Here is a 17468-nt window from a genome sequence, read left to right on the forward strand (position 1 = left end):
GATCTATAGATATCACAATAATCTATATTGGAACTGTATATACTGATTGAATATATACGAATTGTATATTGCGTCACAAACTTGGCAACTCTAAACATGGTTTATTATCTGACAAAATATTTAAGATTGGGGCTACTGTTGCCGGTTCTTATGTACTAGTTGTAATAGTCTTGATAGTTTTTCAATTATATTTTGAATCATCTGAAATTTGGGATACCTACGGTCTCTCATTTATCGTTGGTACTGATTGGAATGCCGTTGAAGGTAGAGAGTCATTTGGTGCTTTACCATATATCTTCGGTACTCTGGTTACTGCAGGACTTGCTATGTTAATTGGTGTTCCACTTAGTATAGGAATTGCGATGTTTATTTCTGATGCTCCTGCAAAAATAGGTGGTGCTCTTGGATTTATTGTAGAATTGCTTGCAGCTGTTCCAAGTGTGATATATGGTTTATGGGGCTTGTTTATATTTAGAAATTATTTTTTAAATTGGATTGAAACTCCGTTGTATGAAACATTCGGTGATTCAATTTGGATATTTTCAAGTACACCATTCGGATTAGATATCTTAACTGCTAGTGTGGTTTTAGCAATAATGATAATTCCTACCGTATCCTCTGTAGCTAGGGAAGTGATGAGTGCTATTCCACAACAACAAAAGGAAGCTGCATACATGCTTGGAGCCACACGTTGGGAGATGTTCAAACTTGCTATCTTTCCGTATGCAAAGACTGGTCTTATGGGAGCGTCGATTCTAGGTCTGGGTCGTGCCGTGGGGGAGACTATGGCTGTTACTCTATTGATTGGTAACGCTACGGGAATATCTGCGATTGTAAATACGGTATTTGATCCGAGTCAGACCATGTCTAGTATAATTGCTAATGAATTCGTAGAGGCGTCACCGGCAACGCTGCATTTACCTGCCTTACTTGCAGTAGGACTAGTCTTACTATTTACCGCAATTTGTATCAATATTGTCGCTCATCTGTTAGTAACTAGAATGTTAAAGGTTCGAGAAGGTGCAGTTAACTTATGACTGATATTACAAAACGTCAATATTATCGAACACTGTTTCGGCAAAATGTAGAAAGACGTCTAATTATTGATAAAATAGTTCGCTTAATTGTTTTTTCATGTGTAATTATTGCAATAATCCCACTCGGCAGCATTCTAATCGAAGTATTTCGTAATGGTATTGCTGCTATAAGTTTAGAGTTTATTACTGCTCCACCTGGGGCAATTGGATCTGGAGATGGTGGTATAGGACCTGCTATTCAAGGAACTTTGATTATAGTTGGGTTGGCAAGCCTAATTGGAATTCCTATTGGATTAATGTCTGGAGTATTTCTTGCTGAATATGGTAATAACAAACTGGCCAAATTTATCAGATTCTTCAATGATGTCTTTATGGAGTTTCCATCAATAGTACTTGGAATATTTGCATTTCTTATAATTGTACTAGTACTTGGAAATTTTTCTGTGTGGGCAGGGGCCTTTGCCTTATCATTAATTATGTTCCCTATTGTGGCTAGAACAACTGAAGAGTCACTAAAGTTAGTTCCAACATCATACAGGGAAGCAGGTGTTGCCTTGGGGTTGAAAAAGTGGGTTATAACCACACGTATAGTAATGACTGCGGCAAAAAAGGGTCTAGTTACAGGCATACTATTATCTGTATCACGAATAAGTGGTGAAACTGCACCATTAATTATGACCATATTGGGCTCTAGTCAATTCTTTCAAAATTTCAATGAACCACTTGATGCATTACCTTTACGTATTTGGCGCCTTGCATTACAACCATATGATAGTGCACAATTACATGGATGGGGTTCTGCAGCTGTATTGATCATTATAATTATTGGGATAAATCTTGCAGTACGTTATTTCGTATTACATAAAAATAATAATGGTATTGGGGTCTTTTTACAAAGGAGAATTAGAAATTGACACCTACTACAATCCCTACACAATCAAAAACACAATCTGATATCCCTGAATTGAACACACACGATAAAATAATTGATGATTACAAAATGATAGCTGATGATGTCAGTGTTACTTTTAATAATATTCCTGCAATTAATCACATCAATATGAAATTCAAATCGAAATCTGTAACTGCTCTTATTGGTCCTTCGGGATGTGGTAAGACAACATTTTTGCGTTGTTTGAATAGAATGCATGATATGACTTCACATGCTAATGTACAAGGAAAAGTTTTGATTGATGGTGTTGATCTATATGCTAAAAATGTAAATCCAATATATTATCGACGCAAAGTTGGAATGGTTTTTCAAAAACCTAACCCTTTCCCTACAATGTCTATTTTTGATAATGTATCTGCAGGACTTCGTCTTAATGGCATAAGAAAGAGGCAGATCCTCGATGAGATCGTTGAGGATTCGTTAAAGTTGGCATATTTGTGGGATGAGGTAAAGAATATCCTCAAAAAACCTGCAATAGAACTCTCTGGCGGTCAACAGCAGCGGCTATGTATTGCACGTGCCCTGGCCATACAACCTGAGGTTCTTTTGATGGATGAGCCGGCATCGGCACTAAATCCAATAGCTGCCCAAAAAGTGGAGGAGACCATAATGGAACTTAGAAAAGAATTTACAATAATCATAGTGACACATAATATGCAACAAGCAATTCGTGTTTCTGATAGTACTGGCTTTATGTATCTTGGAGATTTAATTGAATACAATGATACAAATAAAATATTCACTGATCCATCAGATGATCTCACTGCAAAATATGTTCAAGGTAGGTTTGGTTAATTGACACGTCTTATAGAATCATCGTTAACTAGACTTACTGACATCATGACTGAAATGGGAGATATGGTAATTGAGTCTATATCTCTTGCTATCGATTCATATCTGAATGATAACAACACATCTGATAAGGTACGACTGATATCTCATTCTATAACAAAAAAATATTATGAAGTAGAAGATTTTACATTTGAAATGTTTCTAAAATATCAACCACTTGGAGAAGACTTTAGATTAATTCGTTCATCTACTGAAATCTCATATGCTTATGCAAGATTTAGTAGATATGCTTATGATATATCTCTTTTAAGAGATAAATTTGGTAACATATCAGAATGTAAGAATGAATACTTGTCCGAGTCTGTAGACAAAGTAATGCATATGACTAAAACAGCTATTCAATCTTTTGCTACTCTTGATATACGTACTGCAGTTAAAATTCGTGAAGATGAGGAGTTTATAGATTGCATGTATGATGAGAGGTTACTGAGTCTTTTAAAATCATCAAACACAAAATGTGCACTTACCGAAGCACTGCTTTTAAGATATCTTGAGCGTATCAGTGATCATGCCGTCTTTATGAGTGACGCGATTAATTATATAGTGACTGGAAAGCATCGTCCTAGTGATCAACGAATTGAGTCTAGATTTGTCAAAAAGTGATATGCACGGCTTTGATTTTAGTGACATCGTGACCCGAAATACGTTTATGTATATTTGCATGAATTTTATCTTGGAATTTTAAATCACATCTAAAACATTTCCACATAACATCAGACATGTGTAATACTTGTCTAATTTTAGATATAAAGATGATGATAATTAGATACATTTAATATTTTTTTTCAATTTATCCCTTTTTTATTGAATTTTTTTCACAAATTCGTACTATTTTTAGAAATTTAAATTTTCAATTATATGAAAAAGAGTCTAAAATTTAACCACCATCTTGCAATTCTATAAATCATGTTGATAAATATTAGATATATGAAACTAGGTGTTCTTTTTTCTGGCGGTAAAGACAGTACATTTGCTATTCATCATGCAAAAAGTCAGGGGCATGAGATATCTTGTCTTATAACTGTCATACCACACTCTGAGGAGAGTATGCTACTTCATTCTCCATGTATATCAATTACTAGTCTTCAAGCTGTATCGATGAAAATTCCTCATCTTACTGCCAAGTCAAATTCCATTGATGTTGAATCTGAATGCGATATTTTACGAAAATTAATTCAACGTGGCATTGATGAATTTCAAATTCAAGGTATAGTTCATGGTGGAATATTTAGCGAATTCCAAAAACGTTATTTTGAAAGTCTATGTGTAGATAAAAATTTACAAATATTTGCACCAGTATGGCATGCAGATAAACAATACATGCATACTTTGCTTGATGCTAATTTTCAATTTATTCTAAGTGGAGTCTCCTCTGATGGATTGGATGATTCATGGTTGGGTGTAAAAATCACCACACAAAATTTAGTAGATTTAGAGAATCTATCGAAAAAATATGGATTTAATTTGAATTTTGAAGGAGGTGAGGCTGAAACATTGGTGATTGATTGCCCATTATTCGAATATCCGATTGATATACAAACTTTTACTAAAGATTGGGATGGTTATTCTGGCAAAATTGATATATCTGTAGCACAACTTGGTTATCGTGCTTGACGCGTTAAAGACGAATTTACAATCTGCAATCAAAAAAATTGTAAATTCATCTGGTATAGATGAAGAACAGATTCGAGAATTGTGTCGTGATGTTCAACGAGCATTATTGGAATCTGATGTAGATGTAACCTTGACATTAAAAATTACTGATAATATCAAACAACGCTCCTTGAATGATAAACTTCCGCCTGGACTATCACGTAAAGATCATATCGTCAAAATTCTTTATGATGAACTTGCTAAAATGCTCGGTACTGATAATGAAGAGTTTGTATTCAAACCAAATCAATTGAACAAGGTATTATTGTTAGGTATTCAAGGAAGTGGTAAAACAACTGTAGCCTCAAAACTTGCTAAATTTTTAACTGATCAAGGCTACAAAGTCGGAGTAATCGGTGCTGATACATATCGTCCAGGAGCTTTGGTACAACTCAAAACAATGTGTGAGAGAGCCAAAGTAGAAGTATACGGTAATGAGAAAAGTGATGATTCTACAGATGTCGTAAAATCTGGACTTGAATACTTTGAAAAGTCTCAACTAGATATAATTTTAATTGATACAGCCGGTAGACACAAGGAAGATAAAGATCTATTAGATGAAATGATACGCATACGTAAAATTTCAAATCCTGATTTATCTCTACTAGTAATTGACGGTACCATAGGAAGACAGTGTATGAAGCAGGCAGAAGCATTTCAAAAAACTGTAGATGTTGGAGGAATTGTAATTACAAAATTGGATAGTTCTGCCAAGGGTGGTGCTGCAATTGCTGCATCTGTAGCTACTGGTGCTCGTGTTATGTATATCGGTACGGGGGAGCGTATTGATGATCTAGAAAAATTCTCTTCCACTCGTTTTGTAGGTAGGCTACTTGATATGGGTGATATACAGGCTGTTTTGGATCTTGCAAGACGTCTAGAGAGTGAAGGTGATGAAGTTCGATTAAAACGAATTGCAAGTGGTAAAATCACCATGGATGATTTTTACTATCAACTTGAAGAGGTTTCCAAAATGGGCTCTCTTCGTTCATTTGTAGATAATATACCCGGACTCTCCGGCATGGTGAAATCTGATCAGACTGAAGATTTGGAAACACGTATACAAAAATGGCGATATATTATACAGAGCATGACTCATGATGAGAAAAATGATCCTTCACTACTGAATAGCTCTAGGAAAAAACGTATAGCTCGTGGTTCTGGGGCATCTGAACATGATGTAAAAGAAATGTTAAAAAACTATGAGCAATCTAAAACTATGATTAAAGCTTCCAAGGGCAGACAGATGCAAGGAACCCTACGACGTATGGGTTTGGGCTAGTTTGTTCTCTTACAAGTCTTTTTATGAGTTTAATAGTATGATTCTATATTATTAATGACCAACACTATTCAAGATATCCTACCTGTTGCTAACAGAATTATCGATGAATATCCATTATGTACTAACTGTCTTGGTAGATTATTTGTCAATTCATTACATCTACGTTCTAGTGAAATTCTGGGATCTAAAATATTCAAATTACTAAATAAATCTGCTATTTTACCGTGTTTCATCTGTAAAAACATCTTTGTGGATATTTACAAATATGTAGATATGGTAATATCTGAATCTATTCCTTATCAATTCTCTACATTTGTGGCAGGTACTATAATAAAACCATCCATATGTGACAGAGATGATCTAATTCGATCTAGGTTTCATTTATTAGGTTCACGTGCTATCAAAACTGATGTTACTGGTAAAATTTCTAGTATATTTGCACGTAAAACCCACACAAAACTTGATTCACATAAACCTGATTTGATAATTCTCATTAATCTCTCTAAACAAATTTGTTTTGTAAAATCTGCCCCATTTTTTGTCTTTGGCAGATACACAAAACATCATCGTGGAATACCACAATCCTCATTTGATGATGATGTAGAATCAATTCAAAAAACAATTAATGATTTTTTGTATAAAGAATTTTTGAATAAAGATTCTAGATATGTGTGGATAGGGAGCGAGGATTCTCAAAGTCTTGTTTCTGGAAACGGCCGCCCATTTTTTGTTAAATTATTAAATCCAAAAAAACGTAATATCAAAATTAATTTTATGAAAAATAAATTTATTCACGTACAACAATTACGTGTAATTCCACAAATTCCACCATCTCCAATCAAATTTCAATCTACTATTAGTGCTGTTATCACAACTGATGTACCTATATCTACTTTCAAATTATCTGCATTGAGAAATCTATCTGGTTCTAAAGTTTCAACATTACAAAAATCTGGTATGGTGGTGAAAACAATTCATCGTTTGTCTTATCGGCGTCTACTCAAAAATTCCATAAAATTACTAATCACTGTAGATGGTGGATTTCCAATACAACGATTTATTGCCGATTCTGACACAACCCCCAATCTATCTGAATTACTTGACTGTAAATGTACCTGCTTACATTTTGATATCAAAAATGTTGAACTGCTTTGATGGGTGTCTAGTGTATACTTTGATTATGTTTGACAACAATTAACTATGCCCTATATTTGGTCTAAATATGCCATTACGTAAAACAGGAAAACATATGCGTTGGGCCGATCAAAAGGCTACAAGACGTCGTAGGAAAACTGCAAAGGCATCAAAGCCACGTTCTAGATAAAATAACAGCATGATTAATCTGAGTTTATATATTTTTAATTTAACCTTTTTACCCATGTTTGAATTTCATGTTGTATAATGAATCCCTTGGCTCACGTTGATAAATCCAAACAGTCCGGTGCGTTACCTGAAAAAATATGTGATCTAATTGAGAAGCGGTTCCCTCTAGTTGTTGAGGGAATTAATAGAATTGAAAAAGCATCTGGAATAAATTATCCTGTAGCATATGTTGATCCCTCTGTTGTTATTGCAAGAGGTGACACTAGTTCTAATCAATACGGTATTCTTTATGCGCGTACAATACCATTAACAATTGATGATAAACTTAAATCTGTAATTCAAATATCTGCACCTCTTGTAGCTTTTGGATTAAAAGGAACCATTCATGCTATATTGGGACATGAATTTTTACACTACTTGGAATTGATGCATCGTGTATCTACAATGGGAATTATATCTGATGAAATTTCAAGTAGTATTTTTGAGAATACTTATTCAGATAGTTCACGTTTACTTGAACCCCGAGCAATATTTTCAGATCAAACTCTTGTATCTCATATCACCAAAAAATTTCCATCTGGATTTCGTGATTATAAATTGGAAGATAAGACGTTGAAATTTTGGTTATCATGCGGTCTTCCACGTACTAATATAGATCTTGATCAAAATACCACACGACTATCTGTTCAGATGTTATCAAAAGTTAAACTTACATCTGAATTTAAAGAAAAACTTGATATGTTTGTACAAAAAAGTACTAAAATACAAAAACGTCAAGCACACAAATTACTACAACAGATTTAACAAATAGTGATTTATTGTATAATTTACACCAATGATGAATCTGGAAAAGCCATCTGATTTGTGATGACTCAATTTTGTTGAGGTGCTATTTGAATTCAGTTAATCCACATTTGCCACACGTACTTCTGTCCTTGTGCTGTGACATGTATACTCCCTTGCCACAACGTGAGCACGTTTTACGCTCTCTCACAACTTTATCATTTTCAATTTTAAAATATGCGGAAACTTTAGGGCTAAATCCTTTCTTACTTGTCATCTGTATTTACATCTCCTTTGTTCTCTTTACCCTCTACTGGTTTCTTATCTTTACTCTCTACTGGTTTCTCATCTTTACCCTCTACTGATTTGTCTACTGGTTTCTCATCTTTACCCTCTATTGGTTTCTTATCTTTACCTTCTACTGATTTCTTATCTTTACCTTCTACTGATTTGTCTACTGGTTTCTCATCTTTACCTTCTACTGATTTGTCTACTGGTTTCTCATCTTTACCTTCTACTGATTTGTCTACTGGTTTCTCATCTTTACCTTCTACTGATTTCTCTACTGGTTTCTCATCTTTACCTTCTACTGGTTTCTCATCTTTACCCTCTTTTTCTTCTAATTTACTTTTCACTTTTTCAATACGTTTAAAGATCGATGGGTTAACATGTTTTTTAGCCAATTCCTGATCATCATAAATATAAAACAGACCCGTTAGTAATGTTTTTCCTACATGAGTTTGTAATTTTATGGATATTATAGATTCGATATCTTTTTTTAATTCCTTTGCAACCATTTCTTTGGCTTGCGTTCTGGTTAACTTGCCTCCAAGATTAGTAAATTCACAATGAATTTCTTCTCTGCGCATGAACCCATTTTCAGTTTTATTTGTTATTTGCATTGACATCTTCTAACAAACAGATCTTTCTATATTTTTATATAAATCTTGATTAAATTACATTGATCATTGTATGATGTAACGCTTTTAAGTTAATGACTACAACTAACAAGGCTTAATAATGTATAGTCGCTTATAAAAGTGAACGAATGGCAGTAATTTGTAACACTTGTGGACTACCAGAAGATTTGTGTGCTTGTGGTGATCTTGCTAAAGATAGTACTAAAATCATTATTCGCTTAGAAACTAGACGTTTTAAGAAAAAAGGTACTATGATCGAAGGTCTTGATTCTAAATTGAATAATCTTGAGAGTGTGGCTAAAGAATTAAAATCAAAATACGCGTGTGGTGGAACTGCAAAAGACGGATATATTTTTCTTCAAGGCGATCATCGTGATACGATAAAAGAATCCCTAGTTGGACTTGGATTCACTGAATCAACAATCGAGCTGCATTAGAACTATTGAATATTCCACAGAAACTTTTACAACTATTATGTATTCCTTATGCAGCACTGATCTCTATATTATTTGGTTTAATGTTGTTATCATTTCCACTTGGTATTTATCTTGTTTTTAATGCAGATGTTGATGATAATATTCATTATGATTATATCATAGGTAATGTTGATCTTCAATGGCTAGTTGGATTTGATCTATTAATTTCCGTAGGTGACGCATTTACCATAATTTGGTGTATATTTTTAGGATTATTTTCTATCTCTATATTTGGCAGACGTGCTAATTTGCTTGTATCAATAAAGAGAATACTTGATGCCAAACCTGACGTGGAGTATAATACTTTGATAGTTGTAATTAAATGGTTTAGCATTCTGATTCTAGTGTCTCTCATAGTCACCACAGTTCAAGATCATATTGGAATTCCTACTGAAATCTTGGACATTGATCTGATTCTAATTCAATTCTATCGTGTCTTAATTGCTCCACTTGTGGAGGAGCCGATTTTTCGTGTGCTTTTGATAGGGGTACCATTATTTTTGCTCTATAACCGTAAATTTTCATTCACAACTTTTTTTAGTTTTCTGTGGAGGCCAAATTTAACAAATTCGTCAAAATCCACTATTCCAATAATTATAATAATATCTAGTATCGTGTTTGGTTTATCTCATGTTCTCTCTGGAGATTTATGGACAAGTGGAAAATTTCTACAAGCTACCCTTGCAGGCATAATACTTGGTTGGGTATATGTTCATCATGGTCTAATATGTTCCATACTAGTCCACTGGGCTACAAATTATTTCATATATGGATTTGCTCTATTTGTGGCAGACACAAATTCTATATCTGTGACAGATGCGTTCTCTCATTCGCTACTAAATACACTAGAACTACTCTTTGTTGTAACTGGAATATTGAGTGTTGGTATAATCTTACTTGTTTATTTCAAAAACAAATATGACTATAAAATGCACTAATTAATGCCTACAATATCGGCTAGTACTTTTCTGGCCTCAGTTCGAAGTATGACTGATGCCTCTTCTGGTGATGTATCATTCAAAAAGACTCCATATCCATATTCCATACCTGATTTTTTGTGTGTAATTGGATATACTTCTATGTGCCAGTGTATGAGTTTAGTTGTTCTTTTTTCTGGAGATAAATGAAATACTATGCTATATGCAATCTTTGGATTTATTTTGCCTAATCCTCCGAGAGTGGCACATAATATAGTTGCCAAATCTACAATCTCTTTCTGAGTTATCTTTGAGAAAATTGTAGCATGTTTTACTGGGCATATACAAAATTCAAATGGATGTGATGGTGACCACGGACAAAAAGCTTTAAAACCATTTGTTTTCAATATCTGTCGCTCCATACAATATTCGTCCTCCGTCGATTTACACATTGGACATATTCCACTCTCATCCATGATCTCTGATGTCGTCTTGATTCCTTTTTCAATTACTGGTGGTATCATAGGAAATGTTATTACATCCACGTACGGATGATCATATTTACTCCCTGCCTCTTCTCCCTGATTTATACACAGAGAGATATATGCCACATTTTTTTGTGTGTATAACCATTTTATTTTCTCTTGTATGACTACAAGTACATTAGACCATTGCGCAACATTTAGTGTTGAGAATGTCTCTTTATGATTTGGTGTAGCTACAATAATGTGGTGATAACCATACGCTGGCTCATAATACAGCGGTTTCTCTCCATATTCATTTTCTGCATTTGTCGATAATGCCGGTTGGGCACTTTCAAATGTTCTAATAGACCAGTTTGTGACATAATTTTCTTCAATGTCTTGTAATCTTTGTAGTATTCCGTCTTTCTCTACAAGGGATAATGTTGAGGGATTTGTCATCTTTTCATTACCTGGACAATATGGGCATGTTTTGTCAGATTTTTTCGAGGTGTCCTTTGGCGATATTATTACTAATCTATCTGCTACCTCGTCTCTTCTAATATTATTCAACAATATTTTGACATTTACTTCTGTTATAATGTTTTCATATTTTTATACAAATCTATACTCAGAATTAAAAAATCAATTATAATGTATTGTTATGGCATCGTTATTCATCACAAGTGACCATATGTGTGCGTTTAGGTCTCCTAACATACTACACAATGACAATCAAGTTTTATTTTTATTTCATCATTATTTCCTAGGTTAATCCTAATAAATCTACAGGTCCATCATTTCAATTAGGAAAAGCTTGGTGTATGCCAAGTGTTTGTTGATTCATGTCGTGTTGTGATTGTATCAATCATACAAGATTTACAGGGATTATGATAACTCTTGACTGATTCAAAAGTAAGATATCTGTGTGGAAAAATTGGAAAAATAATTCAAGACAATGATAAAATTAAATAATTATAGTCAAAGTCATACTAGACAATAACACATTACAATCTGAGAATATAAAACTCAAGTGCAGACTGTTATTTTATGAAAATTCAAATCCTACATCATCTACAGATTCACTATTGTACAAATAATCCAAAAAAAAGACAGCAAGCACGAAAGATAGTGTGAATACTAGTACAAAGAGGAAATTTAAGAGAGGACACACTAGCATCACACAAAAGAAAACCTCTAGGGTAATTCTATGTGATGTATAATGTTGCTATGAATGCAAGAGCAAAAATATTACCAAGATTAACAGAATGTCTAAAACAATCACAGATATTCCACAGATATCACAAACTCAAATCGCTCAACATATTATTAGTAATCACAAACGTGATCTTTAGATATTATGAATTTGGATATGGTAGTGCGGCATATCTTATCAATTGCCTGTTCCTACATGAATGTCAAACAAGAACAGTATGGTTATACATTAAAAGTATCTGCACCAAATCTAGTTACATTTCTCAAATATGATGATATGGATACTACAAATAATACCTACCGAACATGAACTGCAAAGGATAGTTGTTCATCACACAGTTAGAGGACATATTATTAATGAGAGAGAAATGAGGCTGTTTGGCATATTGGTGACATGTTATCTGACTTGGAGGAGGAGAAATGGGGATGTGACCTGAACATCAAAGATATGTTGTTGGAATGTCTGAGGGGGACCTGAACGCATATGACCATATATACAAAAAGTTTTTATTGAAAATTACTTTACGATTTGTAATCATGAGTAAGAAAAATAATAATCCACTACCTGCATCCAGCGCTGGTCTACTGCGATTCTTTGAGGATGAAACCAAAGGTTTCAAAGTTGATCCAAGAATCGTTGTTACAATACCAATAGCTCTGATTGCAGTTTCTTGGGCAATTGATATATTTTTGGCTCCCTGATCAAATGTCATGACTGCTCCTAGCGATGACACATCACGTATACACAAACGTTATACCCTCACCTTGTTTAATCCATCATCATACTATCATTCTTTGATCTTTGTAATTGGTGTTGTGGCAGCAATTGGTCTTCTAGTACATACTGTATATCTGCCCAACCCTGCAAATTATCTATTAATTTTACCAATGATTGTTGTTTTGTTTGTAACTCAATATCTAGATTCAAAATTTACACCAAAAAAAGAGTATTCTAAATCTGTACATATGTCTTTATTCAGCAATGGATTGTGGTTTGCTGTAATTGGAACCGGATATCTATCTAGTATTGTTTTTCAAACTGAGATTAACTCGATGTATATTGTAGAAGGAATGTTTTTGTTTGCAGCGTTTAGAATTGGTTTATTTACAACCACACTTGGTCTGAATGTATTTAGATCTTGGTTGATTTGTATGCTACAGCCATTATCATTATTTTTAGTATTAATTCCATACGACCAATGGGGTGTTATACTGTTGGATCCTTTTGCTATCTTGTTTGGGGTGATATTTATGATTATTGCCACTACGTGGTCAATTCATACTGATCGTTCTGGACGTCCGGGTGTGGAGAGCACTCACAAAATGGTTCAATCATATTTAATGTCAGTAAAAGGCGATCATACCTCTGTTGAGACTATTATGGAGAGTCATTCTAAACTCTCTACAGTGATGACATCTCAATTACGTCTTTATGGAAATGATGGCGATTCTGATTTTCGACTGGTACTGCCTGATATTCATCCGGGCCCATATCACCCAATCGGTGGTAGTAACATCCCGTATCTGATGTATAAACGTCTAAACTCTTCTGCAATGATTATGCATAGTATATCTGATCACTCTTTGAACCTTCCATCTAAAACAGAGGTGGATAATTATTTACAAAGTATACTTACAAGCTCAAAATCATCGCAGGGACTGACATGTACAGAACCAATCATGACTCAAATAAATAAAGCACGAGTTACTGGAATAAGATTTGGGAGAACTGCTGTATTACTTTTGTCTTTATCTCCACATGGTATGGAAGATTTGCCAAGTCACACTAGACATGATATTGAATCAATGGCGAAAAATAGGAAATTTGAACATGTTTTGACCATAGACTGCCATAATGCTATGGGTAAAGAGATTGATGATGCTGACTCTAAAGATATACTCAAAGCTGCAAAATCCACACTTGATGAATTAATTACTAAAAAGGACTATCCACTTGAATTTGGCTATGCGAATTCTCAGGATATGAATATACATAATTCTGATTTAGCTATGGGGGGGCTTGGAATATTATGCATGAAAATAAATGGTAAAAAATATTTTTTGGGGTGGGCTGATGCTAACAATATGGAAAATGGTTTACGTGAACATGTTGTATCTAAATTTGAGGCAAATAATTTACGATTGTTAGAAATCTGTACATCTGACACACATTATTCATGGGAATTGAAGGTACGAAACCGTAATGGCTATTATCAATTTGGAATCATATCTACTAAAGATAATGTAGCTGATTGGTATCTACAGTTGGCTAAAGAATCTACAAGTAATATGGTTGAGGCAGAATTTGAATTATTAGAGAAACAAAGTAGCGTGAAAATTATGGGTACTTTTCTTTTAGGTTCTCTCTCTGANGCTGTGGATAAATCTATGAAAATTACCAAGATTTACATGTCTGTCACATTTGGATTCTATCTTTTCACCACACTTCCAATATTTTGACTTGACTGTATTTTTGCATATCAATTTATGACAAAATTATTAAGATGTGATTAACTCATTCCATTTATGAAATTATTATACTTTTTCCCATTATTCATTTTATTTTTCTATCCTGTATATGCAGATACAGATACACTACAATTTATTCAATACGCTGATAAAAATACCGCACTTGAGGAGATCCGACATGATAATTTGGATGTCTATCTTGCATCTATTCCGTATGATAGAATAACTTTGGATGATCGTGAAAATTTAGGTGTGTATAGGGCAAGTGGTAACTTTTACAGTATACTTGTCAATCCTGCTACTGGCATAGAATTCAATCCATTCTCCACTCAAAAAGCAAGATTTGCGTTAAATTTTCTTGTAGATCGTGATTTGATTGTAAATGAACTTCTTGGCGGTCACGGATTTACTCAAACCTCCAATTATGGAAAAACCAGTCCTACGTATTTGAATATTATTGATCAGGTCGAATCCTTCAATTTTGTATATGATTCAGAGTTTGCAAAACAACTACTGACAGAATCACTATTAGATTCTGGAGCTGTTCTAATTGATGACACTTGGTATTATGAAGATAAACCAATCATATTGAAATTCTTTATTAGAAGTGATGATCCTGTTAGAAAATCCATTGGGGAATTATTGGCGTTTCATTTAGAAGAATTCGGTTTTATGGTAGAGCGAGAATTCGGTGATTTGAATAAGGCATTTGTACTAGTATATGGCTCCGATCCTGCTAACTTTAATTGGCATTTATACACAGAGGCGTGGGCGTCTTCTGCATTCGTCAAACATGATCGTATATCTTTATCCCAAATGTATGCTCCTTGGCTTGGTAATATGCCTGGATTTGGAAATCCATCTTATTGGAATTATAAACATGATGCATTGGATAATCTAACTCAGCGTATCTATACTGGTGATTTCATCACCGAACAAGATCGTCAATTGCTTGTACAAGAAGCAATTGTTCACGGAATGACTGAATCAATTCGAATCTTTCTTGCCGGAGCCCTTGATAATTATGTGACGGGAGGTGATATTACTGGTGTAGTAGATGATTTTGGTGCCGGTATATCAAACAGATTTACCTTGGTTAATCTTGAAAAAACAGATTCAAATTTAGTTAAAATTGGTATGCCTCAAATTTATCAAGGATCGTGGAACCCTGTTGGGGGATTTACTGATGGGTATAGTCGAGTTATTTTAAACACACTAAGTGATCCTGGAGTATACCTACATCCACATAGTGGTAATTTTGTACCATTTCTTGTAAATTATACTGTGATTAGTAATGGAAATGATGGTACTGTGGATATCCACCCTGATAGTATATTGTGGAATTCTTCCAAAAAACAGTGGACGTCTGTCTATGGAACGGCCACTAGCATGGTTACATTTGATATAAATTTTACAAAATGGCATCACGGTGAAAATATGGATATGAATGACATTCTGTATAGTTTGTACTTTGTACAAGAATGGGGTACGAGTATTAATTCTACTACGTTTGATCCTGAATTTAGCCCTCAACTAGCCCCGATTAATAATATACTTGCTGGAATACATATTGTAGATGATGACACCATTACACTCTATCTTGATTTTTGGCATTTTGATGATGATGAAATTGCAAATTTAGTTTCTGTGTGGCCTACTACACCATGGGAGATTTTTGTTGTCATGGAGCAGGCAGTTATTGATGATAAAGTGGCATTTACGAGATTGTCGGCCACTGCAAAGATGATAAATTGGCTATCCCTTATTGTGGAAAATGATGCAATGTTGATATCTGAATACTTGAAAAATATACCGTCTGATTATATTCCGCCTGCTTTGGCACATGAAAACCCAGGCATCTTGCAATCTAGATACGACTCTTCAATTAAATGGATAGATGGGAATAACCATGCAGTCATTAGTAATGGTCCATTTCAATTAGAATCTTACAGACCTGAATCTAGAACTATAACTGTTAAAGCAGTATCATATGATTCTATTAATAGAGATTCATGGCTGTCTCTAACTAATGTCAAATTACCAGAGATTAATAGTATAATTATACCTGATGTTGTATCTCTCAATACCCCTTTTGTAGTAAATATAACAACAAACAATGTAGATGATGTTTATTATTATCTAACGAATTCTAAAGGAATTGGAATTGTTTTTGATTCTATAAAAATTTATGATAATGTGGGTAGTATACATTTTGATTATAATATTTTACAAAATTTTACTCTTGGAGCTACAACTCTGAAATTGTTTGCAATATCTGATGATGCCTTGAGACCGGACATAGTGGAGACAAATTTTATCACTAGTAATCAAAATGATTCTTTACCTCTAGCTGAATTTGATAGAGTTGAATTACTCGTTTCTCAGCAGAACCACATTGGAATCATATTTCTAATAATGGGACTCGTCGTTGTATTACTAGTTGTATACACAAGACGTCGTTCACGGCTTGGTACTAGTAATGAATAATGTGCCAATATTTCTCTTCCACAATTCATCACTAGTCGGATCAGTTACATGCGTAATTTTTGTGGTAAATCCTACATTTGTCCATAATTTATTCCACTGCTCAATGCTGAATAAATGTAGTTTAAGATTCATCTCTTTACCCCAGTGAGTGGTATCTTTATTCTCAAGATAAAAATCTGTTCCAAATATTGCTATACCTTGAGATTTTGTAAGAGTATAAATTTTATTTATTGCACTTTGTATTGATTTCATATAGTATAATACTTCCATAGAAAATATTACATCAAATTGTTCATTAAACATATATTTTTCAAAATCTGTATGTATGAATTGTTCTTTGACATCTTTTGACATGAATCTTGCTCTCTTTATCATGCCGAAACTCTTGTCAATTCCTAATGCTCTAATACAATTGTCTTTTTTTGCAATATTTCTTATAACCCATCCATTGCCACAACCAATCTCTAAAAATGAAAATTTATTATTCAATTTCAAAGAATTCAAAAATGGTAATGTAGTTGTCTTGTGTCCTTTTTCCATGTCTTCTGCCCTCCCAGAATTTGACCAATTATCAAATAATTTCTCTACATCGTCCATTTCTACATCTACCATTACTCATTACACAATATCATTTATTACTA

The 17468-nt window shown here is 33.9% G+C and carries 17 protein-coding genes; 13 read left to right on the top strand and 4 right to left on the bottom strand.

Features of this window, described 5'->3' with window-relative positions; genetic code table 11:
• The first annotated feature begins 68 nt into the window (after positions 1–68).
• From pstC to R1F52_05345, 8 genes are all read left to right on the top strand, one after another.
• Entirely contained in the window at positions 69–1037 is a 969-nt protein-coding gene (gene pstC, locus R1F52_05310; GenBank protein WOV92532.1) for a phosphate ABC transporter permease subunit PstC, read from the top strand.
• Entirely contained in the window at positions 1034–1951 is a 918-nt protein-coding gene (gene pstA, locus R1F52_05315; protein WOV92533.1) for a phosphate ABC transporter permease PstA, read from the top strand. The genes pstC and pstA overlap by 4 nt, the downstream gene beginning before the upstream one ends.
• The gene (pstB, locus tag R1F52_05320; protein WOV92534.1) at positions 1948–2784 is read left to right on the top strand and encodes a phosphate ABC transporter ATP-binding protein PstB; all 837 of its coding nucleotides are present in this window, start codon (positions 1948–1950) and stop codon (positions 2782–2784) included. Before pstA ends, pstB begins: the two co-directional genes overlap by 4 nt.
• Positions 2785–3444, top strand: coding sequence for a PhoU domain-containing protein (locus R1F52_05325; protein ID WOV92535.1), 660 nt, complete (start codon positions 2785–2787; stop codon positions 3442–3444). It abuts the gene before it with no gap.
• Between the two features lie 324 nt (positions 3445–3768).
• Entirely contained in the window at positions 3769–4455 is a 687-nt protein-coding gene (locus R1F52_05330; GenBank protein ID WOV92536.1) for a diphthine--ammonia ligase, read from the top strand.
• Positions 4448–5776, top strand: a complete 1329-nt coding sequence (locus R1F52_05335; GenBank protein WOV92537.1) for a signal recognition particle receptor subunit alpha — start codon at positions 4448–4450, stop codon at positions 5774–5776. Before R1F52_05330 ends, R1F52_05335 begins: the two co-directional genes overlap by 8 nt.
• Positions 5777–5830: 54 nt before the next feature.
• Positions 5831–6931 carry a hypothetical protein gene (locus tag R1F52_05340; GenBank protein ID WOV92538.1) on the top strand — a complete coding sequence of 367 codons (1101 nt, stop codon included), beginning with the start codon at positions 5831–5833 and terminating at the stop codon, positions 6929–6931.
• 246 nt (positions 6932–7177) lie between these two features.
• Entirely contained in the window at positions 7178–7903 is a 726-nt protein-coding gene (locus R1F52_05345) for a hypothetical protein (protein ID WOV92539.1), read from the top strand.
• Between the two features lie 85 nt (positions 7904–7988).
• Here R1F52_05345 and R1F52_05350 read toward each other — a convergent pair whose 3' ends face one another.
• Both R1F52_05350 and R1F52_05355 read right to left on the bottom strand, forming a co-directional pair.
• Entirely contained in the window at positions 7989–8159 is a 171-nt protein-coding gene (locus R1F52_05350) for a 30S ribosomal protein S27ae (GenBank protein WOV92540.1), read from the bottom strand.
• The gene (locus R1F52_05355; protein WOV92541.1) at positions 8149–8784 is read right to left on the bottom strand and encodes a hypothetical protein; all 636 of its coding nucleotides are present in this window, start codon (positions 8782–8784) and stop codon (positions 8149–8151) included. The genes R1F52_05350 and R1F52_05355 overlap by 11 nt, the downstream gene beginning before the upstream one ends.
• A 146-nt stretch (positions 8785–8930) precedes the next feature.
• Here R1F52_05355 and yciH point away from each other — a divergent pair, with 146 nt between their 5' ends.
• The gene (gene yciH, locus R1F52_05360) at positions 8931–9239 is read left to right on the top strand and encodes a stress response translation initiation inhibitor YciH (protein ID WOV92542.1); all 309 of its coding nucleotides are present in this window, start codon (positions 8931–8933) and stop codon (positions 9237–9239) included.
• Between the two features lie 5 nt (positions 9240–9244).
• The gene (locus tag R1F52_05365) at positions 9245–10216 is read left to right on the top strand and encodes a CPBP family glutamic-type intramembrane protease (protein WOV92543.1); all 972 of its coding nucleotides are present in this window, start codon (positions 9245–9247) and stop codon (positions 10214–10216) included.
• Here R1F52_05365 and R1F52_05370 read toward each other — a convergent pair.
• Entirely contained in the window at positions 10213–11229 is a 1017-nt protein-coding gene (locus tag R1F52_05370; protein ID WOV92544.1) for a galactose-1-phosphate uridylyltransferase, read from the bottom strand. The two genes, R1F52_05365 and R1F52_05370, sit on opposite strands and share 4 nt — an antisense overlap.
• A 1179-nt stretch (positions 11230–12408) precedes the next feature.
• On the opposite strand from R1F52_05370, the gene R1F52_05375 reads away from it, so the two are divergent.
• The 3 genes from R1F52_05375 to R1F52_05385 all read left to right on the top strand — a co-directional run bounded on the left by R1F52_05375 (position 12409) and on the right by R1F52_05385 (position 16827).
• Complete coding sequence (locus R1F52_05375) at positions 12409–12573, top strand: preprotein translocase subunit Sec61beta (GenBank protein ID WOV92545.1); 165 nt, start codon at positions 12409–12411, stop codon at positions 12571–12573.
• Between the two features lie 9 nt (positions 12574–12582).
• Positions 12583–14331 (top strand): DUF2070 family protein, encoded by a 1749-nt coding sequence (locus R1F52_05380; GenBank protein WOV92546.1) that lies wholly within the window; start codon positions 12583–12585, stop codon positions 14329–14331.
• 66 nt (positions 14332–14397) lie between these two features.
• Complete coding sequence (locus R1F52_05385; GenBank protein ID WOV92547.1) at positions 14398–16827, top strand: ABC transporter substrate-binding protein; 2430 nt, start codon at positions 14398–14400, stop codon at positions 16825–16827.
• Here R1F52_05385 and R1F52_05390 read toward each other — a convergent pair.
• A complete protein-coding gene (locus tag R1F52_05390) occupies positions 16801–17439 on the bottom strand; it encodes a class I SAM-dependent methyltransferase (protein WOV92548.1) in 639 nt (212 codons plus the stop codon). The genes R1F52_05385 and R1F52_05390 overlap by 27 nt on opposite strands.
• Positions 17440–17468 lie beyond the last annotated feature (29 nt).

The organism is Nitrosopumilaceae archaeon AB1(1), from assembly GCA_033471095.1.
Classification (GTDB): domain Archaea; phylum Thermoproteota; class Nitrososphaeria; order Nitrososphaerales; family Nitrosopumilaceae; genus Nitrosoabyssus; species Nitrosoabyssus spongiisocia.